The sequence below is a fragment of the Arthrobacter sp. 01T419 genome, assembly GCF_056398865.1.
Genome location: NZ_JBFTQF010000016.1, coordinates 22,058 through 46,605 on the forward strand (window position 1 = coordinate 22,058; position 24,548 = coordinate 46,605).

Here is a 24,548-nt window from a genome sequence, read left to right on the forward strand (position 1 = left end):
TTCTAGGCCTGGAGCGCCGCAGCCTCCTCAAGGTTCTGGCCCTTGGTTTCGGGGGCCATGAAGTAGCTGGCGGCTGCTCCAATGAGGGCGATTCCCGCGGCAATCCACATTGTGCCCGCGAGTCCCAAGTGAGTCAGCGCCAGGGGAGTGGCAAAGGTTCCGACTGCGGCACCGACGCGGCTGGTGCCGGTGCACAGGCCCACAGCGGTGGCCCGGACCTTGGTCGGAAACAGCTCGTTGGGGTAGATCCACTCAAGGATGGATGGGCCACCGTTGAAGATTGCGTAGAAAGCGAACGCGAGCGCGATCAATGCGAGTGGAGCGTTGGGGAAGACCGCCAAGAACATCAGGCCTACACCTGACAGGACGAATCCCCAGATCAGTACTGGCCGCCGGCCCAGCTTGTCTACAACCAGGAGGGCAACGATGTTGCCAACGAGGAAGAAAAGATTTATCAACCCGTATCCGATGTTCGCTTCATCGCCGGACTGGAGATTGAAGAGTGCCAGGATCTGTGGACCGAAGGCGTAGATGGAGAACAGGGTGACGATGGTGCACGTCCAGAAGATGGAGATGAAGATGACCCGGTACAGATAACCGCCGCTGAGGACAAGGCCGAAGGCCTTTTTGGTGCTGAGTTTGGCCGCGTTGGGGTCATGGGCCGTGATCCCGTCCAGGGTGGCCCCGTCGCCAATCGTCTTGCGCAATATGTTCAGTGCTTCCTCATGGCGTCCTTTACCGACCAGCCAGTGAGGGGATTCCGGAATGGTTGCACGGGCGATGAGGATCAGCACGGCGGGTACTGCGGAAGAAAGAAGCATCCAGCGCCAGCCGCCCTCGAGGGACAAAAGCCAGTACCCGACAAATGCCGCAACTGTTGCGCCGACAAACCACATGGCGTTCAAGCCGCCCAAGAGGCGAGCCCGCCAGTTCTTGGGCACGAATTCCGCGACGAGCGCGGTGGCAATCGGGTAGTCGGCCCCGACCGCAATTCCGATGAGGAGCCGAAGGACAAAAAGCTGCCAGGGCTCCTGGACGAAGAACTGGGCGATCGAAAACACGATGATCGCGACCAGGTCGATGGTGTACATGAGTTTGCGGCCGATTTTGTCGGTGATGTTTCCGAAGACAAGACCGCCGAGGAAGACCCCGATCAAGGCCGAGGCCCCGATGAGGCCGTTCCACCAGTCGTTCATATGCCAGCTGGGGATGATTTGCACCAGGGCGATACCAATGATGGCCAGGATGTATCCGTCGAGGAAGGGCCCTCCTGAGCTGAAAAGGGTCAATCGCTTATGGAAGGAATTCAGTGGCGCTGAATCGATGGTCATTTGAGAGGTCGGGGCTGGGGCTGGAGAGAGCATGATGGATCCGATCTGAACAGAGGGAAAGCTACGTTGATAACCCAATAGATCCGTGACCGCTGGACGGTTACGCTGTGACGGCTGCGATTGCATCGATCTCGATGCGTTTCTCGCCTCGGAACCGGGCTACTTGTACGGTTGTCCGCGGAGGCAGGGAGTGGCCGCTGAGCCGGGTGAGGTAGGCGGCGTTGTATTCTTCAAATTCGTCCAAGTCCGCCAGATAGACGGTGAGTTTGACGAGACTGGACAGGTTGGATTGGGCAGCGGCGAGGGCTAGTTCGAGGTTGTCGAAAGCCTGCATGACCTGCCCTGTGATCCCTGGGGAACAAGACCCGTCGGGACGCGTTGGCACCTGGCCACAGATGAAGACAATGCCGTTGACTGTGGCCGATGCCGCATAGGGGCGGGCTTTGCCATCGGTGAACTGGGCCAGAGTGATGGTACTCATGAGTCCGGCACCAGGAACTTCCGGGCGGACAGGGTGACTTTCATCCATTCTTCTTCTCGCACTTTCACGGGTTTGGGAGGAACAGGCTGCAGTGCTGTTCCGGTTTGAACGGGATCTTGCAGGATGGCGATGAGGGTGACGCCAGGGGTCAGTAGGTCCGCCGGGATTGCGGCAGCAATGGCGGAGGAAAGGCCCGACCCGACGGTCACGGTCGCGGTGTCCACGCTGCGTACAGACGTCTGGATAGCGATTTCCGAGCCAGGGGTAGCCTCGACGTTGACCATGACCATCCGGCGCTGCAGCCTTGCGCTCTGGCGGAGCAGGATTTCGTTCCACAGCTGGCCGGGGAGGCAAGGCCCGACGGTATAGGCAATTGAGGTGCGCTCGTCTAGGCCGTCGCACGCAAGTTCGATCAGTTCAATCATCGTCCGCAACGCGGGTTGCCCGGGACATCTGAGTTCCTGGACCCGCATGCCGGCCCGCTCGATCGATGCGACCCTGGAAGGGAGCTGGCTACTAGCCCACGCCGGTTCCAAAAGTTGCGGCACCAGATTCAGCCCAACGTGATCGTATGCCTCAGCACGAAGGACCGCGAGGGCGCCTTCCTGCGCTTCGAAGGGGTCTGCTCCGACCGAACAGAGGGCACGGAAGATCGCTTCCTTTATTTCCCGAGGCTGTATGAGAACGAAAGTTTCGGGTCGGGCCGCGGCGGGGCTATCAGACATGTGCTGGTTCCTTTTTCGTATCCATGACTTCGCGGAATAGGCGGCTCCAGTTCCCACCAAGAACTGCCGAAATGGTTTGATCGCCGAGGCCGGCGGCGACGAGCCCGTCCGTCAGCCGAGGGAAGTCTGACGGGCCGTTGAACCACGCCGGCCATTGGGGCCAGATGGGCGAGTCCTGCGGGTGTGTTGGTTGCCATCGGCCGTTCCGCAGCCAGCCGACGAACTCGTGTTCCCAACCGCGGACGCAGTCACTGCCGATTCCGATGTGCGAGGGCCCATATTGATCCACCATGGCTGAGACCATTGCGCAGAAACTCCCTACAGTGACGTGTTGTCCACCGCTGACTGTGGGGTAGAGGCAGCAGCCGATGACACCGCCGCGGTCAACGAGTGCCTGGATCACGTCATCAGGTTTGTTGCGAGGGGTGTCGAAAAACCAGAGCGGATTGGAGTGGGTGATGGCGACGGGGCTCGAAGATGTATCGATGGCATCCCGGCTGGTCCGGTATCCGACGTGGGAGAGGTCTATCAGCATGCCTACACGGTTCATCTCCTCGACGATCACCCGACCGTAGCGGGTCAAGCCAGTGTCTTCGGTCTCGAAGCATCCGCCTCCGACGAGATTTTGGTTGTTATAAGTCAGCTGGGCTATCCGGACTCCAAGCCGGTGGAAAACTTCAACGTAACGGTAGTCGTCCTCGAACGGGCTGGTGTTTTGGAAGCCAAGGAACACGGCGATCCTGTTTTGGTTTTTAGCGATGTCAATATCGGCGCTGTTCGTGGCCAGGAAGACGAGGTCAGGATTTTGGTTGACGAGTTCGAGCCATTGGCCGATAGACCTCAGCGTGTCCGCGGCGTTTTCCCATACCGCGCACGTGGCGTTGACGGCGCTGACACCTCCAGTCCGTAGTTCTTCCAGGACGGGGCGGCTCCAATTGCTGATCTGGAGCCCGTCAACAACGGTGGCTTGCTCGTGAAGGCTCATGGCTGAGACCCTTCTGGGGCTAGAGGGAAGAGCAGGTCATCGGCGTCTCCATGATTAATGTCTGCTACCCGTGGGGCTCCGCTGAACAGTGTGACTCGTAGCCAGTCAGTTGATTGGGGACTGAAGTTGTTCATTCCATAGGTGGCCAACTGGAAACGCTGGGTGCTCAAAGGGAGGAATTGTGAATCCAGGAGGTTGTCTTGAAGCTCGGCGTAGAGGTGATCTCGCGTTTGCTGTGCGCGCGCTGCAGCGAACCGATGGTGCGGATACGCCCTCAGGAATTCCGCAAGACTGGAGTGGGCGGGAAAGCGCTCCAAGTCGGATGTCATGTTACTGATCCGACGCGCGATGTCTGTGCAGTGTTCCACTGTTTCGGGGTGTTGCTCGGCCCGTAGTCCACGACGAGGCTCCTCGTTGGCCTCGGAAGAAAACCAGCAATAGTCCGTCCGCTCGGGGGCCGTGAAGTCAAAGCCATGGATCCAGCCGTAGTTTGTGTCCAAAAGGCGCTGAAGTTCATCACACCGCATGGAGGCGTCGAACGGTTCGAGACCCGGCACCTTCAGTAGTGCTTCCGCTTCTTCATCGAAATCGGAGCGAAGTTCGATCGCTATGGAGGCGAAGATTCCCCTGGCTTCCGTGCCAAGCTGCGACGCTTTCTCGTGTAGGCGGGCGAGCACTGGCTCTGGCGCTGCTGACGAGCCGATGAATGACCGAAGATCTGCCAGCAATATGCGCAGTTGGGGCCGGAGCCGGGAGGTATCCAGGAAGGGTGCGGTGTTAAGTTGGCTCTTTTCGGCGAGGTGCCGGTCCGCTTGGTCCAGTAGATCCGCGACGCGCTTCAAATCTGCGTGCTCCGGAGCATATGTGCGGGAGAGACTCGTTGCGAGGGGGGTCTCGCGCAGCCGGCACCAAGCGTCTAGGTATCGAGGGTGGTTGATGACGAACGGGACCATGCCCAGGCCCGTGGCGTTGCCCAGTCCCAAGTACCGCGACCATGACTTGTCAAGCCCTGCCGCCTGACCGCCAGCTTCGCTCGCCTTGGCGCGGGCGACGTGTTCGACCATGTCCATACTGAGTTCTCGAAGCAGCCAAGCAGCGAGCATCTGGGACCTGTAGGGGACAGCCAAGGGATGGTCGTCCGGGATGTCGGCGAATTCCTTGAGTCCGAATTTCCCGTTTCCGTAGAACGCCGTACTACGGATCAAGTAGGGGCTTGGACCGATCTTCTCTGGGTCGGGCTGCTGCCCTCGTGCCAGGCAGTCGCTGACATAGTCGAAGAAGCGCTCACTGCGGTTCGCCCGGGTCAGGATGATCGTGTCGGCATCGAACCGTCCACGTTCTTGGATCGGCACGTTGCAGCGGAGGATCTCTTCACGTTCCGGAGTGAGGTCTCCCTCCACGAGTGCGGCCGTGACGTCCCAGGCTTCGGCGATCACCCGGTCGGTGCGCTCACTTTCGTCAAGGGTGCGCGAAAATGCGATGAAGCTCAGCCGCGTTCCTTCGGCATCTAGTGTGTAGATGGCCGTTCCACGACCTTGGCCATCGAAATCAAGGTGGACCTTTCTAACAGTCCACCGCCGGTCGGCCGCCCGGCGGAGCATCGTGCGGGCAAAGCTGTGTCTGGTAGCCCAGGCGCCATTCATGTCGTTGCCGGACAGTACCTTGTGCGGTGGCCGCAATTCGTTCGTGATGCGCTCATCCTGGAGAGTCATGATCATGCCCTCTCCGGTGCCAGGCGCAGGTACGCGGTTTTCTCGTGGGTGAAGAAGGCTGCCGCTGCCTCGGCGTTCTGTTCCCGAGGACCGGCGAATGTCGAGTCTTTCAAGCCTCCGAAGGGCGCGTGCAGCTCTGAACCGGTTGAGGGGGCATTGACTTTGACCAGACCCGCTTCGAGCTTGGCCACACAGAGCCGGGCGGCCCGCTCGTCACTAGTAAAAACTGCGGCGGTCAGTCCGAATGGGGTGCTATTCGCCAACTCGATGGCCTCCGCGAGAGTGCCTGCACGGAGAATGGTGACAACGGGGCCGAAGACCTCTTCGCGGCATATTGTCAGGGAATCGGGTCCGGACAAGACGGTGGGAGGAACATAGTTTCCTCCGTCGAGGGGAAGTTTGGCTTGGGCAAGTATCTCGGCGCCTTCGGCGGCGGCTTGGTCTATTGCAGCCATGATCTCGTCGCGGGCCACTCCGGATACCGCGGGGCCGATTTGCACTACGGGGTCAGTGCCCGGGCCAAGGACCAGGGCGCGGACCATGCCTGTCACTCGCTCGAGAAATGCCTCGTGTCCGCCCCCTACCAGGATCACTCGACGCGTGGCGGTGCACTTTTGCCCCGTCGAACCCATGGCTGCGTTGACGACGCTGGTGGCGGCCAGTTCGACATCTGCGTCTGGAAGGACGAGCGCAGCGTTGTGTCCTCCCAACTCCATCTGGAGTTTTGCGCCTCGGCCGCAGACAATCTCGCGGATGTGATGGCCAACGGGAACGGAGCCCGTGAAGGTCACACCGGCAACCCTGGGATGGGACACTAGCTCGGAGCCGAGGGAGCCAGGGCCAAGCAAAAGGTTGACAACGCCGGCCGGCAACCCGGCGGAGGCAAGAATTTCCATGAGCAGAATGGAGACGCCGGGGGTGTGGCTGGCAGATTTCCACACCACGGTATTGCCATGCAGCAGCGCCGGAGCGATTTTCCACGCCGGGATCTGCAATGGGAAGTTCCACGGAGTAATCACAGCCACAATCCCGAGCGGACGGCGGATCGTCATGATTCGTTCGTCGGGGTTGCTGGAAGGGTATTCGGTGCCAATCGGGTTCCGTGAAGATCCGGCGTGATAGTCGAAGGTGTCGGCGGAAGCTTCGACTTCCACCCGGGATTCAGCGAGTGTCTTGCCGTGTTCGGCAGTCATGGCTTGGGCAATCTCCTCGGCCCGTTCACGGATTAGCCCGGCCACCGCGGAAAGGACTTTTCCGCGAGCCAAGATGCCCAGCGAGTCCCACGCGGGGCCTGCGGCAGAGGCTGCCCGGATGGCCTGATCAAGCTGTGCGGATCCGGCCTGGCGGTACGTAGTGACCGCCTCGTCCGGCGCCGCGGGATTGAACCGGGTCACAAGTTCGGCGTCGCCTTCCACCCAGATGCCATCGATATAGCTGCTGGCGGTCTTGGTTATTACGGGCATCTGTAAACCTCTATCGCGTCTAGATCTGTGATTGTCCTCACGATCAACGGTAGTCCGGCAAGCCCGTTCATTGAAGTATTCATTTGACTATGATCGATATGCATTTAGTCTTGATTTATGAATCTTCGACGTCTGGAACTTTTCGTCGCGGTCGCGGAAGAGCTGCACTTCAACCGGGCGGCTGAAAGGCTGCACATGGCCCAACCGCCACTGAGCCAGCAGATCCGTAAGCTCGAAGACGAATGTAAAGTCCAGCTATTCGTGCGCAACTCTCGAAACGTGCAGCTCACCACCGACGGCGAACTTCTCCTCAAACATGCCCGTAAAGTTCTGGCCCAGTACGGAGCCATGACTTCAGCCCTACGGCAGGCGCGGGAAGGAGAAATAGGGCGGCTTCGGCTGGGTTTCGTCTCGTCGGCCGCCATCTCGGCCGTGCCTCCGGTGGTTCGGCAACTCCGCTCACGATGGCCCGGAATTGACCTTGAGTTGCGCGAGGAGACAACCGATTCGCAGATTGAGCTCATTGCCACCGGAGCCCTGGACGTCGGGATCGCCAGGGAAGTGGGAGCGGCCCCGGATATTAGTGCGACTCTCTTGCAGAATGAGCGGCTGATTGTGGCTGTTGCCACCGATCACCCGCTCGCCACCCGCGAATCGGTCCGGCTGGAACAGTTGAAGGGGGAAAAATTCATTGCATTCCCAAGGGGCCGTATCTCGCGGCTTTTCGATCACATTTCCGCGCTCTTCCATGCCGTGGACGTGGAGTTCGATATCGTTCAGGAAGCAGTCCAGTTCCCCACCATCCTTGGCCTGGTAGCCGCCCATCTGGGTATCGCTGTTGTTCCCGAGTCCCTTCGCGCCTTTGTCATCCCCGGACTGGCGTACATCAACATCGATGACAGCAACGCGGTGTCAAGGGTCAGCCTCATTTACAGCGCCGACATGTCTGACTCACTGCTCGTGGCCAAGGCCAGGGATGCCTGCTTGGAGACGTTGGGTCCGCCAGTCACGGCGCGCTGACGCGGCGGGACGCCGCGGGCGACGGCGCTCTCAGTGACTTCGGGTGGCCCGGAGCACGCTGTCGATGGTGGTGGCCTGTTGGCCCTCCGGACCGGTGACGACGCGTTCCCGGGAATCGGCGACGTTGATCCGCCACGAGCCGGGGCCGCGCGTGAGCGCCTCCACCAGATCCTCAGGGGTGAAGAACTTGTCCTTCATGTCCTTGTGCCCGCTCCACGGAGTCAGGCCATCCGGATGATGCCCCACCACCAGCAAAGCCCCGCCGGGAGCAACGGATGCTGCAGCCGAGGCGAGGGAATCGCGCCACGGAAGAATCGGCGAATGAAGGAACTGTGAAGACACCAGGTCGAAGCCCTCTTCCGGGTGCCACGAGGCGAAGTCCCGTTGCAGCCAAATGATCCGGTCCTGTAGCCCGACGTCGGCGGCATGGGCTGTTGCCCGTTCAAGCGCGACGGCGGAGACATCCAGGGCGGTCACCGTCCAGCCATGCTGGGCGAGCCAGATAGCGTCCGCGCCCTCCCCGCAGCCGAGGTCCAGCGCGGTGCCAGGCGCCAAACCTGTGGCTTCCGCGATCAGCTGGGGGTTGGGATTCCCGCTCCACCTCTTCGCCTTTTCCCGGTACACCTCGTCCCAAAACTGCGCTGCGCCGCCGTCGTCGTGGGTTTCGCTGTGAAGGTGGGCTCCGCCGTCGTGCTGGTGCGTCATGGCTCAAGCCTGCCTTGACGTGCCCCTGTGAGGCAACGGCCGGCGAAAAGGCCCCCGTGGAAAGGCGGCCTGTTCGCGGATGCTAGAATGGATTTACTTGATGTGCAGTGATGCCCGCTTAGTTCCAAATTTGGCTAGTGGGCTTTTTTCATGTGAGAGGCACATCCTGCGTCGATGAACGCGTTTTCTCTGGTCCCGGCCACGGCTTATTGCCCACCGGTCGATCACTGACTTTTTCCTCGGCGAACCCTTGGCCCAACCGGCGTCGGGGGACGATGTCCGTTGGACACCGCCAGAAAGACCCTTGAAACACATGACTACTTTTGCTGCCCTTGGCACGCCCAAGGCCATCGCCGAGTCCCTCGCTGCAGATGGCATCGAAGAAGCTTTCCCCATTCAGGTCAAGACCCTTCCGGATACGCTCGCAGGCCGCGACGTCCTGGGCCGTGGCCGCACCGGCTCCGGTAAGACCATCGCATTCGCTATCCCGCTCGTGGCACGTCTCGCCGAGCGCGAAGCCAAGCACTTCCGCAAGCCCGGCCGCCCGATGGGCCTGGTCCTCGCACCGACCCGCGAGCTGGCCACCCAGATCAACGCCACCATCGAGCCGCTGGCCAAGGCCATGGGCCTGAACACTACGGTCATCTACGGCGGTATCTCCCAGGCCCGCCAGGAAAAGGCGCTGCGCGCCGGCGTCGACATTGTCATCGCCTGCCCGGGCCGCCTTGAGGACCTCATCCGCCAGCGCATCCTCACGCTCGAAGCCGTCGAGATCACCGTGCTGGACGAGGCCGACCACATGGCCGATCTCGGCTTCCTCCCCGTGGTCAAGAAGCTCATGGACATGACCCCCACCCAGGGACAGCGCCTGCTCTTCTCCGCGACGCTGGACAACGGTGTTGACAAGCTGGTCAACCGTTACCTGTCCAACCCGCTGACCCACTCCGTGGACGACCCCCAGGCCGCGGTCACCACCATGGAGCACCACGTCCTGGTGGTCAACGACCAGACCGTCAAGAAGCAACTGATCGTGGAGCTTGCCTCCGGCGCCGGCCGTCGTGTCCTCTTCATGCGGACCAAGCACCACGCCCGCAAGCTCGCCAAGACGCTGACCGATTGCGGCATCCCCGCCGTCGATCTCCACGGCAACCTGTCGCAGAACGCCCGCGACCGCAACCTCGCCGAGTTCTCAAGTGGCGAGGTCCGGGTCCTGGTGGCCACCGACGTCGCCGCCCGCGGCGTGCACGTCGACGACGTCGAACTCGTCATCCACGTGGACCCGCCCACAGAGCACAAGGCTTACCTGCACCGCTCCGGCCGTACTGCCCGCGCAGGTTCGGACGGCACCGTGGTCACGTTGACGCTGCCCGAGCAGCAGTCCGATGTCAAGAAGCTCATGAAGGCCGCCGGCGTCGACGTCTCGTTCGAGCGCGTCACGGCCAACTCCCCGTTGGTTGCCGAGCTGGTGGGCGAGGTCGCCGACAAGGTTGACCCGCGCACTCGTGCGGCATTGCTCGCGGCGAAGACCCAGCAGCCGGGCGGCGGTACCTCCACCGGTGCCAACGCCCAGCGCAAGCGCAACCGCCGCACCACCCAGGCTGCACCCACTGCGGGTGGCCGTGGTGGTCGCGGTGGGCGTGGCAAGGTTTCGGCCGAGCCGGTGCGCACCGACATCAACCGTGCGGAGCGCCGCGCTGCTGCGAACGACGACGTCGCCCGCAGCTCGCGTGGTCGCGGCAACGCCGCCTCCACTCACCGCAATGACGTTCCGGGTGCACGTGGTCAGGGTGCGCAGAGTAGTCGCAGCGGTCGTCCGGCGACCGGTCAGCGTGCCTCTGGAGCTAACCGCTCGGCGTCGGCTCCGCGCACGGAATCCGCCACGTCCACGCGCAGCACTGGCAACAAGGCTGTCTGGTCCTCGAACACGGGTGGCAACTCCGGTGGCTCGTACGGCTCCGGTTCAGGCAACTCGGGTTCGGGCCGTCCGGCCCGCAGCGGCCCGCGCCGTGCCTCGGCTCCGGCGTCGAACGAGCGCCGCGGCCGCTAATTTCATTCCCGGCGCTCCGGGGGACATGCCCAGCCTTGGCGACAAGGACTGGACATGCTCAGCGTGGGTAGCAAGGAGTGGACATATTCCTGATATGTCCACTCCTAGGTTCAAAGAATGGGCATGCGCATTGTCCGCCCGCCAGGTACCCAGCAGGACATGCTCAGCGTGGGTAGCAAGGAGTGGACATATTCCTGATATGTCCACTCGTGGGCTCAAAGAATGGGCATGTCCAGATGGGGTCTACCAGCCGCGCTCGCGCCATTCTGCAAGGTGTGGCCGTTCTGCACCGAGTGTCGTCGGATCTCCATGGCCCGGATGCACCACGGTGTCGTCCGGGTATGCCTCGAACAGCCGTTCGGTCACGTCGTTCAACAGCGACGTGAATCGCGAGGCATCGCCTTGGGTGTTGCCAACGCCTCCGGGGAACAACGAGTCGCCACTGAAAATGTGCGTTGGCCCTTCCGGGTCTCGGTACACGTAGGCAATTGAACCCGGGGTGTGGCCGCGCAAGTGCACCGCGGTGATGTCGAAACCGTCGAAGTTGCCCACATCGCCATGATGCAGCTGCACATCAACGGGCACCGGCAGCGCATTGGCGTCGTCCACACCGGCCGAGGTCTTCGCGCCCGTGGCTTCCACCAACCCGGGAAGCGCCCGGACGTGGTCCCAGTGCTGGTGGGTCGTCGCGATCAGGGCCAGCTTCGGCGTGGCGGTGGTGTCCGCGGCCGAGTCTTCGATCATCTGTTGGATGGCCGGAAGGTCGTCCGCGGCATCGATCAGGAGCTGCGCGCCGCTTGCCTTGGCGGTGAGCAAGTACACGTTGTTGTCCATCTCGCTGACCGAGATTCTCCGGACGGTGATGTCACGCAGTGAATGAATGAGTGAGTCCATTGGTCCACTCTACGGAAGCAGTCTGCGGCTAACCGGCTATTCGCGGCCTTGCGAAACCCAGGTGGGATCCGCGGACCGTGAGCCGACGACGGCGTCCGCGGCGCCGTCGAGCGCGTCCAGTTGGGCGGCACTCAACTCAAGCGACAAGGCGCCCAGGTTTTCATCGATCCGGTGCGCCTTGCGCGTGCCGGGGATGGGGACCACGCTGAGCTGGAGGCGGCGGCCCTGGGCGAAAAGCCAGGCCAAAGCTACCTGGGCGGGAGTTGCATGCCGGCCAGTGCTTTCGGACAGCTCCGCGGCCACGGAGCGAACCGCGGCAACAACCGCTTGGTTCGCGTCGAGGGCTCCGTCGGCAAATCGGGGGATGCGGTGCCGGAAGTCGTTGTCTCCAAGTTGCTCGGCGCTAACGGTCCCGGTCAGGAACCCCCGGCCAAGCGGCGAATACGGTACAAAGCCCACACCTAGCTCTGCCGCGGTCGGGACGACGTTGCGCTCAACGTCCCGGCTCCAGATGGACCACTCGCTCTGCACGGCGGCGATCGGGTGCACGGCGTTGGCTTCCCTCAGCTCCTCGGCTGTCACCTCTGACAGGCCCAGGTGCCGGACCTTGCCTGCCCGGACAAGTTCCGCCATGGCCTCCACGGTTTCCACAATCGGAACGCGGAGGTCACGGCGGTGCATGTAGTAGAGGTCGATGACGTCGGTGCCGAGGCGGCGGAGGCTCGCTTCCGCCGCTTCGGCCACGTAGGCGGCGTCTCCGCGGACATCGGTATAGCCGTCGCGCGGGTTGCCCACGATTCCGAACTTAGTGGCCAACTGGATCTCGTCGCGCCGGTCCTTCAGGAGCTTCGCGATCAGTTCCTCGTTGTCGCCGGCGCCGTAAATGTCAGCGGTGTCAACGAAGCTGATGCCGGCATCCACGGCGTGGTGCAGCGTCTTGAGGGATTCGGCGGGGTCCACCTCGCCATACACGGGAGTCAGCGCCATCCCGCCGAAGCCGAGGGGGCTCACGGTCAGGCCATCGCCGAGTTGCACGTTCATGGTTTCCGGGGTCATGGTGTGGTTCTCCTTCGCCGAGTGTTCGTCTCATTGCTGGCAACTCCGCGGGGCGGGGGAGTATTCCGCTTGCCGTGTGCTTATGGCCGGGCCGGCTCGGCTACTTCCACCGCTTCAGTGGGAAGGGCCTTCAGCCCGGCCGCGCAACCCACGATCCCGGCAATGAACAGCAACTTGAGCGGGCTGGCCGGTTCGACGCCGGTTGCCATCGCCCAGCCGACGGTCAGCGCAGCCCCGATCCCCACCCAGGCGGCGTAGGCCGTGCCGAGGGGAATGCGCTTCACCGCGATGCCGAGGCCGATCATGCTGAGGGTCGCAGTCACAGCGAAGACCACGGTGGGGACGGCTTGGCTGAATCCGTCGGACAGGCCGAGGGCCGTCGCCCACACCGCTTCGAGTACGGCGGAAGCCAGCAAAATGGCCCATGCAAACTTGGCTGCCATCGCTACGCCACTACCTTCAAGCCGACCACGCACACACCGATCCCAGAGAGCAGCAGCAGCCGGGCCGCCGTCGGGCGTTCGACTTTGGTGATCATTGCGTAAGCCGCTGTGAGAACGACGCCGACTCCCACCCACACCGCATACGCGGTTCCGGTGGGGATGGACTGCATCGCGAAGGCCAGGCCTGCGGTGCTCGCAATCACTGTTACGACGAAGAGGGCGGAGGGCAGAGGTTTGCGGAAGCCGTTGGAACGGTGGAGAGCTGCGGCCCAGACGGCCTCGAGCGCGCCGGACAGGATGAGGATTAACCACGACATGACAGATCCTTTGGCCAGTCTTGTCGCGTGCCGGGTACTGAACCGTCGTCCGGAGGTCCCTGTGCGGGCCTTCCTTCGAGGCTAGCAAGCCCGACGTCGGGTGGCCAGCTTTGGTGGCGAGCCTCACCCGTGGCGAGCCTCACATGATGGACATGTCCAACGTGTGGCTCGGCGAGTGGACATATTGCGGACACCATGAGGGACATGTCCAGTGGTGGGCTCAGCGAATGCGCATGTTGGCATTATGTCCAGTGCTCAGACCTAGGAGTGCGCATGCTCCACGCGGTCGATGGAGATGACAGCCAGGAATCCACGGCCCAGGATTTCCGGGCTGCGGGTGTCCGAACCTACTACCGCGTCGTAGCGGTTGAGTTCGACTGGCTCGACGGTCGGCACCGCGGCGGCTTCACCGTCCGAGCTGTCCGCTGGCTCCGCCGTTTCCGCCGGCTCCGCACCGGGTGCGACCGAAGCACCAGGCGTGACAGAAGCCTTGCCCTCCAACAGAACGGCCATCTGCCCGTCGAACACCGGGTGTGCGCGCTTCTTGGAGAGCTCGATGATGGACGTGTAGCCCTTGAATTCGCCGGCCCGGGCGATCACGTTGAGGTCCCGGATGTCGCCCGTAGGAAGCGCACTGGAAGAGTCCGCCTCGCCCGAGAACCGGAACGGCCGGTACTTTTCCAGCGGGTGCTCTTCGCCGTCCACCGTGAGCAGCAGCAACTCGCCGTCGATCACCGTGATCACCCGCTCCATGCCCGGGAACGTCGAGAAATCGCCGGCCGATCCGACGTCGGCGATACTCACGCGCCAATCCCACGCTCCGTCCTGGGCGGATGCCGCTTTCGGATGGCTGGCCAGTTCGCGGGTCACCCCGCCGCCGTTGCGCCACGGTTCAGGTCTGAGCTCGGCAAAACGGATGATCTCCATATGCTCCAGCCTAGCCCGAGCCCGCCGTTAGCCTGGGCAACGCCCACGTAACATCGGCGCAACCTTGGCGCGGTTCAACAATCCCGGAGGCGCTTGCTAACGTCGTAGTGAGATAAAGGGCTGGAGGCGCGGAATGTTCGTTAAAGTGTGTGGCTTGAGCACGCCTGAGTCCGTGCAAGCCGCCGTCGAGTCCGGCACAGATGCCGTGGGTTTCGTGCTGACGAAGAGCCCGCGCGAGGTATCGCCCGATCGTGCCCGAGACTTGCTGATCCATGTGCCGGAAGGTGTCGCCGCCGTCGGAGTTTTCCGCCACGAGGCCGCCGTCGACGCCGTCGCAACCGCCCGCGAGGCCGGTCTCGAATGGGTCCAGCTGCACGGAAGCCGCTCGCCGGAAGACGTCAAGACTGTGCACGACGCCGGCATGCGGCTGATCAGGGCCGTCACCATGGGTGCCGCGCCGGGGGAGTTCGACGAATGGGGCGAGGAACTGCTCCTGATCGACGCCGCGGTGCCCGGCTCGGGGGAGACCTGGGACTATTCCTCGGTCCGGAAACTGGGCCTGGGTGGGCGCCGTTGGTTGTTGGCTGGTGGGTTGACCCCGTCCAACGTTGGTACCGCAGCGCATGAAGCTGAAGCCTGGGGCGTCGACGTGTCCAGCGGCGTGGAGTCGTCCCGCGGCGTGAAGGACCTCGACCTGGTGCGTGCCTTCGTCAAGGCCGCCAAAGCCTAAGGGCCCACCCACAAACGCTCCTGCACCTTTGGCGCCTTTTCCACAAACGCTCCTGCATCTTTGGCGCCTTTTCCACAAACGCCCCTGCACCTTTGGCGCCTTTTCCACAAACGCTCGCTCACCTTTGCCGCCTTTTTGGCGTGACCCTCCTGCAGATGATGTGAGCGGGCGTCGCAAGAATCTCTTGACAGCCGCCGTCCGGCGTCGCATATTTAACACACCAGCTAATTAGCCGAATGGTTAAATACGAAAGCGCCAACGATGTCCACAGATCGGCTCAGTCTCATCTTCTCGGCACTGGCCGACCCCACCCGAAGGGCCATCCTGGCTCGGCTGTCGGAGGGTGAAGCCACTGTGAACGAGCTTGCCGAACCGTTCGACATCAGCCTTCCCGCGGTCTCGCGGCACCTCAAAGTCCTGGAAACCGCAGGGCTGATCAGCCGGAGCCGGAATGCACAATGGAGGTCTTCCAAATTGGAAGTGGAACCACTGCGCGAAGCCACTGAATGGATGGACAAGTACAGGCGGTTCTGGGATGCCAGCTTTATCCGCCTCGATGCCCACTTACGCAAGATTCAGCACGATTCAAAGGATCCAGGAGTCAAGCAATGAACACGGAACAGCACATTCTCACCATGACCCGCGAGTTCGATGCCCCACGCGAACTCGTCTTCGAGGCCTTCATGGACCCCGATCAGCTCGCGGCCTGGTTCGGGCCTGTAGGTGTTGATTCGCCGCGCAACCGGATTGTCGTCGAACCCAGGGTGGGTGGTGTATGGCAGCTCGTCATGACCTGGGATGAGGACGGCACCGCGAAGGAATCACCCATCGACGCCGTTATCACCGCTTATGACCCGCCCGCCCTGCTGGTCGCCACCCAGAAAGCAGAGCCCGACGCCGGGATCACGCTCTTGCTGGAAATGCGCCTCGAGTTCGAGGTACTGGATGGCAGTCGGACGCGACTTCACCTCACCCAGGGCCCCTTCGACTCTGATGAATGGGTGGACATGACCCGTGAGGGGTGGGGCACCTCGTTCACCAAGCTGGACACTTTGCTGGTGCGGGCATAAGGAAGCTGGCTGAAGGCGCCCGAAGTCAACTTGGAAGGTCGGGGGCCATTCGGGCTACACTCCACGGCGGGGACAGAATGCCATTGCCTCCGGGGACGGAACGGTTCCGGAGGCAGACGATCAAGCAGAATGCGACCTTTGAAAATCCTTGCTCAACCTCTTTACGGCCCTATCCGATACCTGACAATCGCCTTTTTTGCCGCTTTGGCATTGTCTGGCTGCTCATCGCAGGCAGGCACCGCCTCGGCGGGCACGCCGTCGCCCCCTTCTGTGGGTGATTCCGCATCCGCAAGCCCGACTCCGTCGTCGGGGCCCTTTGGGGGCTTCGCTTCGGCAGCCGAAATGTGCTCCACCATCTCAAAAGAAGCCACGGGAGCTTCGTTGCTGCCAATGTCTGCGGCGCAGGGAAAGACCGCCGAGCTGGAGCAATACAAGGCCGAACTCACCGCCACGGCAGAGCGCGTCCCCGAAGGTCTCAAAGCCGATTTCACCAACTTGAAGGACACTGCGATTGCAGGTTTGAAAGACCAAACGGTCTACTCAAGCGGCAAGTTCGAAAAAGCGATGGCTCCCGTCACGGCTTGGCTGAGCGCTAACTGCAAGTAATCGGTAGCCCGCAGCCCCCGCGGGCGCTGGCCGGGCTTTGGAGCTCACATAAGTGAGCGAGCGTCCGCGAAAAAAGGCGACATAAGTGAGCGAGCGCTGCGGGGAAACCCGGCGGTGCAACGCTCGCTCACTTTTGGGCCGAAAATTAGGCGCCCTCCTGCAGATCTTCATCTGCAGGAGGGCGCCGCCGCTTGCCCACATATGTGAGTGAGCGCCCGGCAAAAGGGGCACATAAGTGAGCGGGGATCGGAAGATCAGGGGGATCTCAGGGCGAACCCCTAGGCCCCGGACGCGACCTCCAAGGGACAATGGAAGATATGAAAACGCTGCTCAACATCATCTGGCTCGTCTGCGGTGGCTTCGTCCTGGCCTTGGGATATTTCATGGCCGGAATTGTTTGTTGCTTGTTGATCGTCACCATCCCGTGGGGCATCGCGTCATTCCGGATTGCCTCGTACACGTTGTGGCCGTTCGGACGCACAATCATCGAAAAGCCCGGCGGGGGAGGCATCTTCCCGCTCCTAGGCAACGTCATCTGGTTGCTGGTCGCGGGTATCTGGATCGCGATCGGGCACGTGGTGACGGCCTTCGCCATGGCCATCACCATCATCGGGATCCCGCTGGCCATCGCCAACCTGAAGCTCATCCCGGTATCGCTCATGCCGCTAGGCAAGCAGATCGTGCCTAGCAACCGCCCGTTCGTCAGCACCTACCGCTAGCCCTACCGGCGCGTCGGGCATCAGGCGCCATGGACTGTTCCGGAGTAGCGTAGGCCGTGTCTGCACTGCCTCCCCTCGAAAGGAACAGTCCATGTCCGCCGCCAGGAACACTGTTGCCAAGAACATCGTCGCCACCCTCAAAGCCAACAACGTCCAGCGCGTCTACGGGATCCCCGGAGATTCGCTGAATGGATTCACGGACGCGCTCAGGGAAGAAGGCAGCATCCGCTGGGTTCACGTCAGGCATGAGGAAGCCGCTGCGCTGGCGGCTGCGGCCGAGGCAGGGCTGACCGATGAACTGGCAGTGTGCGCCGGATCCTGCGGCCCTGGCAACTTGCACCTGATCAACGGGCTTTACGATGCCAACAAGTCCAGGGTTCCCGTGTTGGCCATCGCCGCGCACATTCCCAGTGAAGAGATTGGCAGCCAGTACTTCCAGGAGACGCATCCCCAGGAGCTGTTCCGGGAATGCAGCGTCTACGTCGAGCACGTCGCCCATCCTTCCCAGATGCCCAGGGTCTTGGAAATCGCCATGCGGACCGCGGTCGAGAAGCGAGGCGTCGCCGTCGTCGTGGTTCCGGGCGACGTTGCCCTCGCGGAGGCGCAGAGCAACAGGACCGCGGTGATCCGGGCCGCCAGGCCCGAGATCCGGCCCAACAGCCAGGAGCTCGCAGAGGCAGCAGACATTCTCAACGCGGCCGCCAAAGTCACTATCCTCGCCGGCGCCGGCACCGCGGGTGCGCACGCGGAGGTCATGGCGTTGGCGGACGCGTTGGGGGCGCCCATCGTCCACGCGATGCGCGGCAAGGAACACATCGAATACGACAACCCTTTCGACGTCGGCATGACCGGTCTTTTGGGCTTCAGTTCCGGCTACCGCGCGATGGAAAGCTGCGAGGCCTTGCTCATGCTGGGCACCGATTTTCCGTACCAGCAGTTCTACCCGGAGAACGCCAAGATCATCCAGGTGGATATCAGGGGCGAGCAGCTCGGCAGGCGCGCCCGGATTGACCTTGGACTCGTGGGCACGGTCAAGGACACTGCGGCGTCCCTGCTGCCTTTGATCGAGCGCAAGGCGAAGAGAACACACCTGAGTGCTTCGCTCAAGCACTACGCCAAGTCGCGCGCCAAACTCGATGACCTGGCCACTCCGGCCAAGGATGGCCAGCCCATTCATCCGCAGTTCGTCGGCAGGTTGGTGGATGAGTTGGCGGCCCCGGATGCCGTTTTCACGTGCGACGTCGGATCCCCCACGGTGTGGGCCGCCCGCTATCTGACCATGAACGGCCGACGCCGGCTGCTCGGCTCGTTCAACCACGGAACCATGGCCAATGCCCTATCGCATGGAATCGGCGCGGCCGCAGCGTACCCCGGGCGCCAGGTGGTGGCCCTGGCCGGCGACGGCGGCCTGACCATGCTGCTGGGCGAGCTGATCACCTTGGTGCAGAACAAGCTCCCCGTCAAAGTGGTGGTCTTCAACAACTCCTCGCTGAACTTCGTGGAGCTCGAAATGAAGGCCGCAGGCTTCGTCAATTACGGCACGGACTTGGAGAACCCGGATTTCGCCAAACTCGCTGAATCCCTGGGAATCCGCGGTTTCCGCGTGGACAACTCGTCCGGGCTGAAAGAGGGACTCGCGGAAGCCCTCGCACACGACGGTCCCGCCCTCATCGATGTCCGCACTGCCCGGCAGGAACTGTCCATTCCGCCGGCCATCAGCGCCGAACAGGTCAAGGGCTTCACGCTGTACGCGATCCGTACCGTCCTCTCCGGCCGTGGCGACCAGCTCATCGATCTCGCGAAGACCAACATCCGCCAGATTTTCTGAGCGGACGCGAGTTACTCTCCCGGGGCCGCTCGCAGCCGAGGAGGCTTATGGTTACTGCCATGGGCAATCGAAATCCGGAAGTGGACACCTGGCTTCAGCAGTACGACAACCCGCACCGCCAATTGCTCGCCCAAATCAGGGAATTCATCCTCGGCGTAGACCCGCGCTTGTCCGAAGCCATCAAATGGCAGGCGCCCACCTTCATTTACAAGGGAAACATTGCCTCATTCTTCCCGCGATCAAAGAAAAATGTCACCCTGATGTTCCACCAGGGTGCATCGCTCGCGGATGAGCTGGGCCTGTTGGAGGGCGACGGCGAAGTCTCCCGCGTTGCGCGGTTTGTGGACGACGCCGATTTCGAAGCGAAGAAGCCGGCGCTCGAAGCCGTGATCCTGGGTTGGATCAAGGATAAGGGCTAGCCGCGAGGGGTCACGGGGTCCTCCGGGCCTTGATGAGCGCTCAGGGTCGCCGAAACGCACCGTCCCTCAACAGGGCGACAGCGAGCCCGGCGTCGAGTTCGGCGGCGATCTCGACGTCGTCGGCGTACCCTGCGCCGATCAACTCCCGGCCGCTAGAGCAGCCTTGCAGGGCTTCGCGGAGCCTGGGCTCGGCAGCGTTGAAAACTGCCATGGCGGCCTCGGCCTCCGGCGAGAAGCCCTCCCTGCCGTCCTCCGGAGTGAAGCCGCCCCGGCCCGCCGCCGCGAGCCCGGCAATGATGGCGCCGGCCCCGATCTGATCCTCCACAGCGGGCCGGAGCGAACCGCCGGGCCATCGCTCACCGGCCGCGATCACCGCCACGACGGCGTCAGGGGACAGCTCGGCCGCCACCCAATCCGCGGTGGCGGCCGCATTGCGCAGTGACACGGCCGCGATGAGCGGAACATCCCGGGCGAGCTCGTAGGCAAGGGCCGAACCGTTGGGCGAAGGCAGCACCACGCGGCTCAAGGCCCGCGCGCGGCGGAGGCTCGACGGCGAGAGGTTCAGTCCGCCCCCGCCTCGCGGACCGGCCAGCTGCGCACCTTGGTGGGCGGCGAATTCCTCCGCTCCCGCGTCCATCCACGGGTAGGGGAAGACCATGGCGCCGCGGTCGACGGCGACGCTCACGCACGTGGTGAAGGAGAGGACGTCAACCACAACGGCAAGATCGGCTCCGGACGCTATGGCGCGGGCGCCGTCGAGCCCCCATTCAAATCTCACCGCGAACGGAAGCTGCCGATGCACCGTCCCCGCCGTGGTCATGACAGTTCGGCCTCCAGGTTGCGTCGAGCGGCGTCCAGCCATAGGCCCTTGGCACGTTCGCTGTGGAAGAGGGGATCCAGGGCGAGCAACTGGCGAACCACCGCGGACCGGCCGGCGGCGAAGTCGGCATCGCTGACGTGGGCGTAATCCTCGCGGACAGCCGTCAAATAGCGGGCGTAAGCCGCGGGTTCCGCACCGAGGATGGAGAGATCGGCGTCGCACAGGAGGGCGCCGGCATGATCGTCCGGCGCGGGGCTGTGCGTCGAGGTCAGCCTGACGAGCCGGGCCACCTCATCGATCACCGGCTCAGGCAGGCCTGCAATGGCGAGCCGGTCCTCGGCCAATTTGGCCGATTGCTCTTCATCCTGCCCGGCGATTCCCTCATAGACAGCGTCGTGGAACCACGCGGCCAAGGTTACCGAGCGCGCGGGAAGCGCGGGGTCAGTGAGGACGTCCAGGGCTTCGAGGACCGCCAACAAATGCGTGCGGCTGTGATACTTCCGGTGTTCTTCGCCCCAGCGTTCCAGGAGCTCGAAACCTAGCTCCTCATGTCCCGGAAGCGTTGAATTCCAGCGCTCCAGCAGGGGCACAGTGAGCGCTTTGCTCCGGTCCCGGGCGGGGATCCGCAAACCACTCGCAATTAGTTTGCGGACCAGAACGCGGGCCTCCACGGGGATGGCTCCGGCGGACAGGAGATCCTGGTAGCGGCGCTCCGGGACGTCGTAGTGGTCGCCGTCGAAGGCACGCTCTGGGATTCCCGCGGCCTTGGCAAAGGCATGCAGTTCCTCAAGCGATGCGTCCGAGACGAGGTGGGAAAACACCGTCCCGTGCGCGGGCCACAGCGGCGGATCAACGTAGACGGCCATGGCCTGTGCCCGACGGGCTACGAGTTCTTCTGGGTGGCTGCCGTTTTGAGGGAGGCCAGGCCTTTTTCGAAGTCGCCGCCCACCATCTTGTCCATGTTCATGAACAGCGCGAAGACTTTGCCGAGGCCCTTGTTTTCACCCGTCATTGTCCAGGTGACGCGGGTGCCTTCGCCCTCGGGGACGAAAGTGAACTCCGTGGGGTTGACGGCCTTCATCGGCTTGGTGAATTCCAGGCGGATATCGATCTTGCCGGGCTCCTCGGAGCCGACGATTTCCATGGTTCCGGTGCCGGCCTTGTTGTTGCCACTCCAGGCATACTTTGCTCCGACGCCGGATTCGTTGCCCGAGTAGCTGCGGCTCAGCTTGGGGTCAACCGCCTCCCAGGGAGACCATTTGGTCCATTCGTGGAAGTTGTTGACGAGGGGGAAGATGTCCGCGGGAGCCGCGGCGATCAGCGCATTGCGGGTGACTGTAAAGGGTGCCATGTGCATATCGTACGGCTGTTTGGCGAGATCGTGGGTCCGGTCCGTGCGCTGCCTTCGGGCACGCAGCGCGCGGACCGGACCCGCGTTTCGACGGTGGACTATGGACACTGGTTTCGCCGTCGGCAAACATGGATCGGGAGGGCCGGTTTGCCAAAGTTGAGCATAGTAGACTCAACTTTGAGAAACAGCCATCTTCCCGAAAGGAGCTCTTCCATGGACGTCAAATTCACCACCAAGAGCCAGGAGGCTCTTTCCGCGGCGGCCATGAACGCCTCCACCGCGGGAAATCCCCAATTGGAGCCGGCCCACCTGCTCAAGGCGCTCATGGACCAGCGCGAGGGCGTCGCCGTCGCCCTTTTGCGCGCCACCGGAGCGGACCCGGACGCGGTAAGCGTGCAGGCGAGTTCGGCGATCAAGGCCCTGCCGTCGTCGTCGGGCAGTTCCGTGCAGCAAGCGCAGCTTTCCCGTCCGTCCATGCAGGCTATTCAGGCCGCCCAGAACGAGGCGGAAAAGCTCGGCGATTCCTTTGTGTCTACCGAGCACCTCCTTTTGGGGCTTTCTGCCGGAAGCGACGCCGTAGGAAAGCTACTGCGCGACGCCGGTGCCTCCCATGAGGCGCTCCTCGCCGCCCTGCCGGGTGTCCGCGGCGACCGTAAAGTCACCTCACAAGACCCGGAAAATACTTTCCAAGCGCTGGAGAAATACGGCACCGACCTGACTGCCGTGGCGCGCTCCGGCAAGCTGGATCCCGTGATCGGACGGGACAGCGAAATCCGGCGGGTCGTCCAGGTGCTGAGTCGCCGTACCAAGAACAATCCAGTGCTCATCGGGGAACCCGGCGTCGGCAAGACCGCCGTCGTCGAAGGGCTCGCCCAGCGCATGGTGGCCGGGGACGTCCCGGAAAGCCTGCGGGGCAAGACCCTGATTGCGCTGGACCTCGCTTCAATGGTGGCTGGGGCCAAATACCGCGGCGAATTCGAGGAACGCCTGAAAGCGGTGCTGGAGGAGATCAAGAACTCCAACGGTCAGATCGTCACGTTTATCGACGAAATCCACACCGTGGTGGGCGCTGGTGCCACGGGCGAAAGTGCCATGGACGCCGGCAATATGCTCAAGCCCATGCTGGCCCGCGGCGAGCTCCGGCTCATCGGTGCCACCACCCTGGACGAGTACCGCGAAAACGTCGAGAAGGATCCGGCACTGGAACGCCGCTTCCAGCAGGTCTTCGTGGGTGAGCCGAGCGTGGAGGACACCATCGGTATCCTCCGTGGCCTCAAGGAACGCTATGAGGCCCACCACAAAGTAGCGATCGCGGACTCCGCCTTGGTCGCGGCCGCAACGCTCTCCAACCGCTACATCTCGGGCCGCCAGTTGCCGGACAAGGCAATCGACCTCGTGGACGAGGCGGCGTCACGGTTGCGCATGGAGATCGATTCCGCTCCCGAGGAAATCGACCAGCTCCGCCGCGCCGTGGACCGTCTCACCATGGAGGAGTTGGCCCTCGCTCGAGAGACTGACGCCGCCTCGGTGGAACGCCTCGCAGCGCTCCGCGCGGACAAGGCGGACAAGCAAGAAACCCTGTCGGCATTGAACGCCCGTTGGGAATCTGAAAAGGCCGGGCTCAACCGTGTCGGCGACCTCAAAGCGAAAATCGATGAATTGCGTTCGGCCGCCGAAAAATACCAGCGCGAAGGCGACCTTGAAGCCGCCTCGCGCATTCTGTACGGCGAGCTACCCGCGTTGGAGCGCGAGCTCAGTGCCGCGGCCGAGGAGGAATCTGCCCGGGAGGCGCGGGGCGAGGCAAAACCTGCGTTGATGGTTGCCGACGAAGTCACAGCGGATGATATTGCCGAAGTCATTTCCGCCTGGACCGGAATCCCCGCAGGCCGCATGCTGCAGGGCGAGTCCCAGAAGCTGCTGCACATGGAAGAAGAGATCGGCAAGCGGCTGATCGGCCAATCCAAGGCCGTGGCCGCCGTTTCCGATGCCGTCCGGCGCGCCCGCGCGGGCATCAGTGACCCCAACCGCCCGACGGGTTCCTTCTTGTTCCTCGGCCCCACGGGCGTCGGGAAAACCGAACTGGCCAAGGCCCTGGCCGACTTCCTCTTCGATGACGAACGCGCCATGGTGCGGATCGACATGTCCGAGTACGGGGAGAAGCATTCCGTGGCCCGCCTGGTCGGTGCTCCTCCCGGATACGTGGGCTACGAGGAAGGCGGTCAGCTCACGGAAGCGGTCCGCCGCCGCCCGTACTCCGTGATCCTGCTCGACGAAGTGGAGAAGGCCCACCCGGAAGTGTTCGACATCCTCCTGCAAGTGCTCGACGACGGCCGCCTCACCGACGGCCAAGGCCGCACGGTGGACTTCCGGAACACCATCCTTGTGCTGACCTCAAACCACGGCAGCCAGTTCCTCGTGGATCCAACCTTGGACGCCGCGGCGAAGCGAAATGCGGTGATGGCCGTGGTCAACGCGTCCTTCAAGCCGGAGTTCCTCAACCGGCTCGATGAGATTGTCCTGTTCGACGCCCTCAGCGTGGACGAACTCGCCAGGATCGTCGAGTTGCACGTGGACGAGCTGACCAAGAGGCTGCACGACCGCAGGCTCACCCTCGAGGTCACTGATGGTGCCCGCGCGTGGCTCGCGATGTCCGGTTACGATCCCGCCTACGGCGCGCGTCCGTTGCGCAGATTGGTTCAACGCGAGATAGGCGACCGCCTGGCAAAGGAGATCCTCGCCGGACAGATCATGGACGGCGACACTGTCCTGGTGGACACCGCGGCCGACGTCGACGAACTCACCATCGAAGGGCTCGAAGCTTTGTCGGGTCCCGACGGCGGAGCTCCGGCAGGTAGCGGCCTGACGGTGAGGCGGAAGGACTAGCTGGAGCGGATGGCCG

General features: G+C 63.1%; 26 protein-coding genes and 1 riboswitch. Of the genes, 10 read left to right on the forward strand and 16 right to left on the reverse strand.

Translation table 11 applies throughout. The annotated features are described in order from the left end of the window. Positions 1 to 2: 2 nt before the first annotated feature. The 6 genes from AC1DLO_RS19035 to AC1DLO_RS19060 all read right to left on the reverse strand — a co-directional run bounded on the left by AC1DLO_RS19035 (position 3) and on the right by AC1DLO_RS19060 (position 6,697). On the reverse strand, positions 3 to 1,331 hold the full coding sequence (locus tag AC1DLO_RS19035; RefSeq protein ID WP_476891281.1) for an MFS transporter: 1,329 nt from the start codon (positions 1,329 to 1,331) through the stop codon (positions 3 to 5). Positions 1,332 to 1,431: 100 nt separating this feature from the next. Beyond that, positions 1,432 to 1,812 carry a RidA family protein gene (locus AC1DLO_RS19040; protein WP_476891282.1) on the reverse strand — a complete coding sequence of 127 codons (381 nt, stop codon included), beginning with the start codon at positions 1,810 to 1,812 and terminating at the stop codon, positions 1,432 to 1,434. After that, positions 1,809 to 2,537 (reverse strand): hypothetical protein, encoded by a 729-nt coding sequence (locus tag AC1DLO_RS19045; protein WP_476891283.1) that lies wholly within the window; start codon positions 2,535 to 2,537, stop codon positions 1,809 to 1,811. Before AC1DLO_RS19045 ends, AC1DLO_RS19040 begins: the two co-directional genes overlap by 4 nt. Further along, the gene (locus AC1DLO_RS19050) at positions 2,530 to 3,522 is read right to left on the reverse strand and encodes a membrane dipeptidase (RefSeq protein WP_476891284.1); all 993 of its coding nucleotides are present in this window, start codon (positions 3,520 to 3,522) and stop codon (positions 2,530 to 2,532) included. The genes AC1DLO_RS19045 and AC1DLO_RS19050 overlap by 8 nt, the downstream gene beginning before the upstream one ends. Further along, positions 3,519 to 5,234 (reverse strand): hypothetical protein, encoded by a 1,716-nt coding sequence (locus tag AC1DLO_RS19055; RefSeq protein ID WP_476891285.1) that lies wholly within the window; start codon positions 5,232 to 5,234, stop codon positions 3,519 to 3,521. Before AC1DLO_RS19055 ends, AC1DLO_RS19050 begins: the two co-directional genes overlap by 4 nt. 2 nt (positions 5,235 to 5,236) lie before the next feature. After that, positions 5,237 to 6,697: an aldehyde dehydrogenase family protein gene (locus tag AC1DLO_RS19060; protein ID WP_476891286.1), complete on the reverse strand. Its 1,461-nt coding sequence runs from the start codon at positions 6,695 to 6,697 to the stop codon at positions 5,237 to 5,239. A gap of 117 nt (positions 6,698 to 6,814) precedes the next feature. Between AC1DLO_RS19060 and AC1DLO_RS19065 the strand changes: the two genes are divergently transcribed. Next, complete coding sequence (locus AC1DLO_RS19065; RefSeq protein ID WP_476891287.1) at positions 6,815 to 7,717, forward strand: LysR family transcriptional regulator; 903 nt, start codon at positions 6,815 to 6,817, stop codon at positions 7,715 to 7,717. Between the two features lie 30 nt (positions 7,718 to 7,747). Here AC1DLO_RS19065 and AC1DLO_RS19070 read toward each other — a convergent pair whose 3' ends face one another. Beyond that, the gene (locus AC1DLO_RS19070) at positions 7,748 to 8,422 is read right to left on the reverse strand and encodes an SAM-dependent methyltransferase (protein WP_476891288.1); all 675 of its coding nucleotides are present in this window, start codon (positions 8,420 to 8,422) and stop codon (positions 7,748 to 7,750) included. 313 nt (positions 8,423 to 8,735) lie between these two features. Between AC1DLO_RS19070 and AC1DLO_RS19075 the strand changes: the two genes are divergently transcribed. After that, positions 8,736 to 10,469, forward strand: a complete 1,734-nt coding sequence (locus AC1DLO_RS19075) for a DEAD/DEAH box helicase (protein WP_476891289.1) — start codon at positions 8,736 to 8,738, stop codon at positions 10,467 to 10,469. 243 nt (positions 10,470 to 10,712) lie between these two features. Here AC1DLO_RS19075 and AC1DLO_RS19080 read toward each other — a convergent pair whose 3' ends face one another. The 5 genes from AC1DLO_RS19080 to AC1DLO_RS19100 form a co-directional block, all read right to left on the reverse strand. Further along, positions 10,713 to 11,363: an MBL fold metallo-hydrolase gene (locus AC1DLO_RS19080; protein ID WP_476891290.1), complete on the reverse strand. Its 651-nt coding sequence runs from the start codon at positions 11,361 to 11,363 to the stop codon at positions 10,713 to 10,715. 36 nt (positions 11,364 to 11,399) lie between these two features. Further along, positions 11,400 to 12,419 carry an aldo/keto reductase gene (locus tag AC1DLO_RS19085; RefSeq protein WP_476914567.1) on the reverse strand — a complete coding sequence of 340 codons (1,020 nt, stop codon included), beginning with the start codon at positions 12,417 to 12,419 and terminating at the stop codon, positions 11,400 to 11,402. An 80-nt stretch (positions 12,420 to 12,499) separates the two neighbouring features. Then, entirely contained in the window at positions 12,500 to 12,862 is a 363-nt protein-coding gene (locus tag AC1DLO_RS19090) for a DMT family transporter (RefSeq protein WP_476891292.1), read from the reverse strand. A gap of 2 nt (positions 12,863 to 12,864) precedes the next feature. Further along, positions 12,865 to 13,179: a DMT family transporter gene (locus AC1DLO_RS19095; protein ID WP_476891293.1), complete on the reverse strand. Its 315-nt coding sequence runs from the start codon at positions 13,177 to 13,179 to the stop codon at positions 12,865 to 12,867. Between the two features lie 9 nt (positions 13,180 to 13,188). Further along, positions 13,189 to 13,254, reverse strand: a riboswitch (guanidine-III (ykkC-III) riboswitch). Positions 13,255 to 13,440: 186 nt separating this feature from the next. Further along, positions 13,441 to 14,106, reverse strand: coding sequence for a HutD/Ves family protein (locus AC1DLO_RS19100; protein ID WP_476891294.1), 666 nt, complete (start codon positions 14,104 to 14,106; stop codon positions 13,441 to 13,443). Positions 14,107 to 14,239: 133 nt separating this feature from the next. Here AC1DLO_RS19100 and AC1DLO_RS19105 point away from each other — a divergent pair, with 133 nt between their 5' ends. From AC1DLO_RS19105 to AC1DLO_RS19115, 3 genes are all read left to right on the forward strand, one after another. Then, complete coding sequence (locus tag AC1DLO_RS19105; protein WP_476891295.1) at positions 14,240 to 14,836, forward strand: phosphoribosylanthranilate isomerase; 597 nt, start codon at positions 14,240 to 14,242, stop codon at positions 14,834 to 14,836. A gap of 261 nt (positions 14,837 to 15,097) precedes the next feature. After that, the gene (locus tag AC1DLO_RS19110) at positions 15,098 to 15,448 is read left to right on the forward strand and encodes an ArsR/SmtB family transcription factor (RefSeq protein ID WP_476891296.1); all 351 of its coding nucleotides are present in this window, start codon (positions 15,098 to 15,100) and stop codon (positions 15,446 to 15,448) included. Continuing rightward, positions 15,445 to 15,906 (forward strand): SRPBCC family protein, encoded by a 462-nt coding sequence (locus AC1DLO_RS19115; RefSeq protein ID WP_476891297.1) that lies wholly within the window; start codon positions 15,445 to 15,447, stop codon positions 15,904 to 15,906. Before AC1DLO_RS19110 ends, AC1DLO_RS19115 begins: the two co-directional genes overlap by 4 nt. Before the next feature lie 161 nt (positions 15,907 to 16,067). Here the strand turns inward: AC1DLO_RS19115 and AC1DLO_RS19120 are convergent, their stop codons facing one another. Next, the gene (locus AC1DLO_RS19120; protein WP_476891298.1) at positions 16,068 to 16,277 is read right to left on the reverse strand and encodes a hypothetical protein; all 210 of its coding nucleotides are present in this window, start codon (positions 16,275 to 16,277) and stop codon (positions 16,068 to 16,070) included. A gap of 19 nt (positions 16,278 to 16,296) precedes the next feature. Here AC1DLO_RS19120 and AC1DLO_RS19125 point away from each other — a divergent pair, with 19 nt between their 5' ends. The 4 genes from AC1DLO_RS19125 (at position 16,297) to AC1DLO_RS19140 (ending at position 19,478) form a co-directional block, all read left to right on the forward strand. Further along, on the forward strand, positions 16,297 to 16,512 hold the full coding sequence (locus AC1DLO_RS19125; protein ID WP_476891299.1) for a hypothetical protein: 216 nt from the start codon (positions 16,297 to 16,299) through the stop codon (positions 16,510 to 16,512). A gap of 317 nt (positions 16,513 to 16,829) precedes the next feature. After that, a complete protein-coding gene (locus AC1DLO_RS19130) occupies positions 16,830 to 17,231 on the forward strand; it encodes a YccF domain-containing protein (protein ID WP_184739481.1) in 402 nt (133 codons plus the stop codon). 91 nt (positions 17,232 to 17,322) lie between these two features. Beyond that, complete coding sequence (gene poxB, locus AC1DLO_RS19135; protein ID WP_476891300.1) at positions 17,323 to 19,059, forward strand: ubiquinone-dependent pyruvate dehydrogenase; 1,737 nt, start codon at positions 17,323 to 17,325, stop codon at positions 19,057 to 19,059. Positions 19,060 to 19,106: 47 nt separating this feature from the next. Beyond that, on the forward strand, positions 19,107 to 19,478 hold the full coding sequence (locus AC1DLO_RS19140) for a DUF1801 domain-containing protein (RefSeq protein WP_476914568.1): 372 nt from the start codon (positions 19,107 to 19,109) through the stop codon (positions 19,476 to 19,478). 40 nt (positions 19,479 to 19,518) lie between these two features. Here the strand turns inward: AC1DLO_RS19140 and AC1DLO_RS19145 are convergent, their stop codons facing one another. The 3 genes from AC1DLO_RS19145 to AC1DLO_RS19155 are packed head-to-tail and all read right to left on the reverse strand — an operon-like array spanning position 19,519 to position 21,649. Beyond that, on the reverse strand, positions 19,519 to 20,298 hold the full coding sequence (locus AC1DLO_RS19145) for a 2-phosphosulfolactate phosphatase (protein ID WP_476891302.1): 780 nt from the start codon (positions 20,296 to 20,298) through the stop codon (positions 19,519 to 19,521). Further along, the gene (locus AC1DLO_RS19150; RefSeq protein WP_476891303.1) at positions 20,295 to 21,164 is read right to left on the reverse strand and encodes a DUF4031 domain-containing protein; all 870 of its coding nucleotides are present in this window, start codon (positions 21,162 to 21,164) and stop codon (positions 20,295 to 20,297) included. Before AC1DLO_RS19150 ends, AC1DLO_RS19145 begins: the two co-directional genes overlap by 4 nt. A gap of 17 nt (positions 21,165 to 21,181) precedes the next feature. Further along, on the reverse strand, positions 21,182 to 21,649 hold the full coding sequence (locus AC1DLO_RS19155) for an SRPBCC family protein (protein WP_476891304.1): 468 nt from the start codon (positions 21,647 to 21,649) through the stop codon (positions 21,182 to 21,184). 213 nt (positions 21,650 to 21,862) lie between these two features. Here AC1DLO_RS19155 and clpB point away from each other — a divergent pair, with 213 nt between their 5' ends. After that, positions 21,863 to 24,532, forward strand: a complete 2,670-nt coding sequence (clpB, locus tag AC1DLO_RS19160; protein ID WP_476891305.1) for an ATP-dependent chaperone ClpB — start codon at positions 21,863 to 21,865, stop codon at positions 24,530 to 24,532. Positions 24,533 to 24,548: the final 16 nt, after the last annotated feature.

Excerpts from the sequence above, each read along its gene's own strand:
- clpB (WP_476891305.1), top strand. The coding sequence starts at position 21,863 with ATGGACGTCAAATTCACCACCAAGAGCCAGGAGGCTCTTTCCGCGGCG.
- AC1DLO_RS19055 (WP_476891285.1), bottom strand. The coding sequence starts at position 5,234 with ATGACTCTCCAGGATGAGCGCATCACGAACGAATTGCGGCCACCGCAC.
- AC1DLO_RS19075 (WP_476891289.1), top strand. The coding sequence starts at position 8,736 with ATGACTACTTTTGCTGCCCTTGGCACGCCCAAGGCCATCGCCGAGTCC.
- AC1DLO_RS19155 (WP_476891304.1), bottom strand. The coding sequence starts at position 21,649 with ATGGCACCCTTTACAGTCACCCGCAATGCGCTGATCGCCGCGGCTCCC.
- AC1DLO_RS19070 (WP_476891288.1), bottom strand. The coding sequence starts at position 8,422 with ATGACGCACCAGCACGACGGCGGAGCCCACCTTCACAGCGAAACCCAC.
- AC1DLO_RS19110 (WP_476891296.1), top strand. The coding sequence starts at position 15,098 with ATGTCCACAGATCGGCTCAGTCTCATCTTCTCGGCACTGGCCGACCCC.
- AC1DLO_RS19145 (WP_476891302.1), bottom strand. The coding sequence starts at position 20,298 with ATGACCACGGCGGGGACGGTGCATCGGCAGCTTCCGTTCGCGGTGAGA.
- AC1DLO_RS19125 (WP_476891299.1), top strand. The coding sequence starts at position 16,297 with ATGTCTGCGGCGCAGGGAAAGACCGCCGAGCTGGAGCAATACAAGGCC.
- AC1DLO_RS19100 (WP_476891294.1), bottom strand. The coding sequence starts at position 14,106 with ATGGAGATCATCCGTTTTGCCGAGCTCAGACCTGAACCGTGGCGCAAC.
- AC1DLO_RS19050 (WP_476891284.1), bottom strand. The coding sequence starts at position 3,522 with ATGAGCCTTCACGAGCAAGCCACCGTTGTTGACGGGCTCCAGATCAGC.
- AC1DLO_RS19130 (WP_184739481.1), top strand. The coding sequence starts at position 16,830 with ATGAAAACGCTGCTCAACATCATCTGGCTCGTCTGCGGTGGCTTCGTC.
- AC1DLO_RS19140 (WP_476914568.1), top strand. The coding sequence starts at position 19,107 with ATGGTTACTGCCATGGGCAATCGAAATCCGGAAGTGGACACCTGGCTT.
- AC1DLO_RS19060 (WP_476891286.1), bottom strand. The coding sequence starts at position 6,697 with ATGCCCGTAATAACCAAGACCGCCAGCAGCTATATCGATGGCATCTGG.
- AC1DLO_RS19090 (WP_476891292.1), bottom strand. The coding sequence starts at position 12,862 with ATGGCAGCCAAGTTTGCATGGGCCATTTTGCTGGCTTCCGCCGTACTC.
- AC1DLO_RS19040 (WP_476891282.1), bottom strand. The coding sequence starts at position 1,812 with ATGAGTACCATCACTCTGGCCCAGTTCACCGATGGCAAAGCCCGCCCC.
- AC1DLO_RS19115 (WP_476891297.1), top strand. The coding sequence starts at position 15,445 with ATGAACACGGAACAGCACATTCTCACCATGACCCGCGAGTTCGATGCC.
- AC1DLO_RS19105 (WP_476891295.1), top strand. The coding sequence starts at position 14,240 with ATGTTCGTTAAAGTGTGTGGCTTGAGCACGCCTGAGTCCGTGCAAGCC.
- AC1DLO_RS19045 (WP_476891283.1), bottom strand. The coding sequence starts at position 2,537 with ATGTCTGATAGCCCCGCCGCGGCCCGACCCGAAACTTTCGTTCTCATA.
- AC1DLO_RS19080 (WP_476891290.1), bottom strand. The coding sequence starts at position 11,363 with ATGGACTCACTCATTCATTCACTGCGTGACATCACCGTCCGGAGAATC.
- poxB (WP_476891300.1), top strand. The coding sequence starts at position 17,323 with ATGTCCGCCGCCAGGAACACTGTTGCCAAGAACATCGTCGCCACCCTC.
- AC1DLO_RS19095 (WP_476891293.1), bottom strand. The coding sequence starts at position 13,179 with ATGTCGTGGTTAATCCTCATCCTGTCCGGCGCGCTCGAGGCCGTCTGG.
- AC1DLO_RS19065 (WP_476891287.1), top strand. The coding sequence starts at position 6,815 with ATGAATCTTCGACGTCTGGAACTTTTCGTCGCGGTCGCGGAAGAGCTG.
- AC1DLO_RS19085 (WP_476914567.1), bottom strand. The coding sequence starts at position 12,419 with ATGACCCCGGAAACCATGAACGTGCAACTCGGCGATGGCCTGACCGTG.
- AC1DLO_RS19150 (WP_476891303.1), bottom strand. The coding sequence starts at position 21,164 with ATGGCCGTCTACGTTGATCCGCCGCTGTGGCCCGCGCACGGGACGGTG.
- AC1DLO_RS19035 (WP_476891281.1), bottom strand. The coding sequence starts at position 1,331 with ATGACCATCGATTCAGCGCCACTGAATTCCTTCCATAAGCGATTGACC.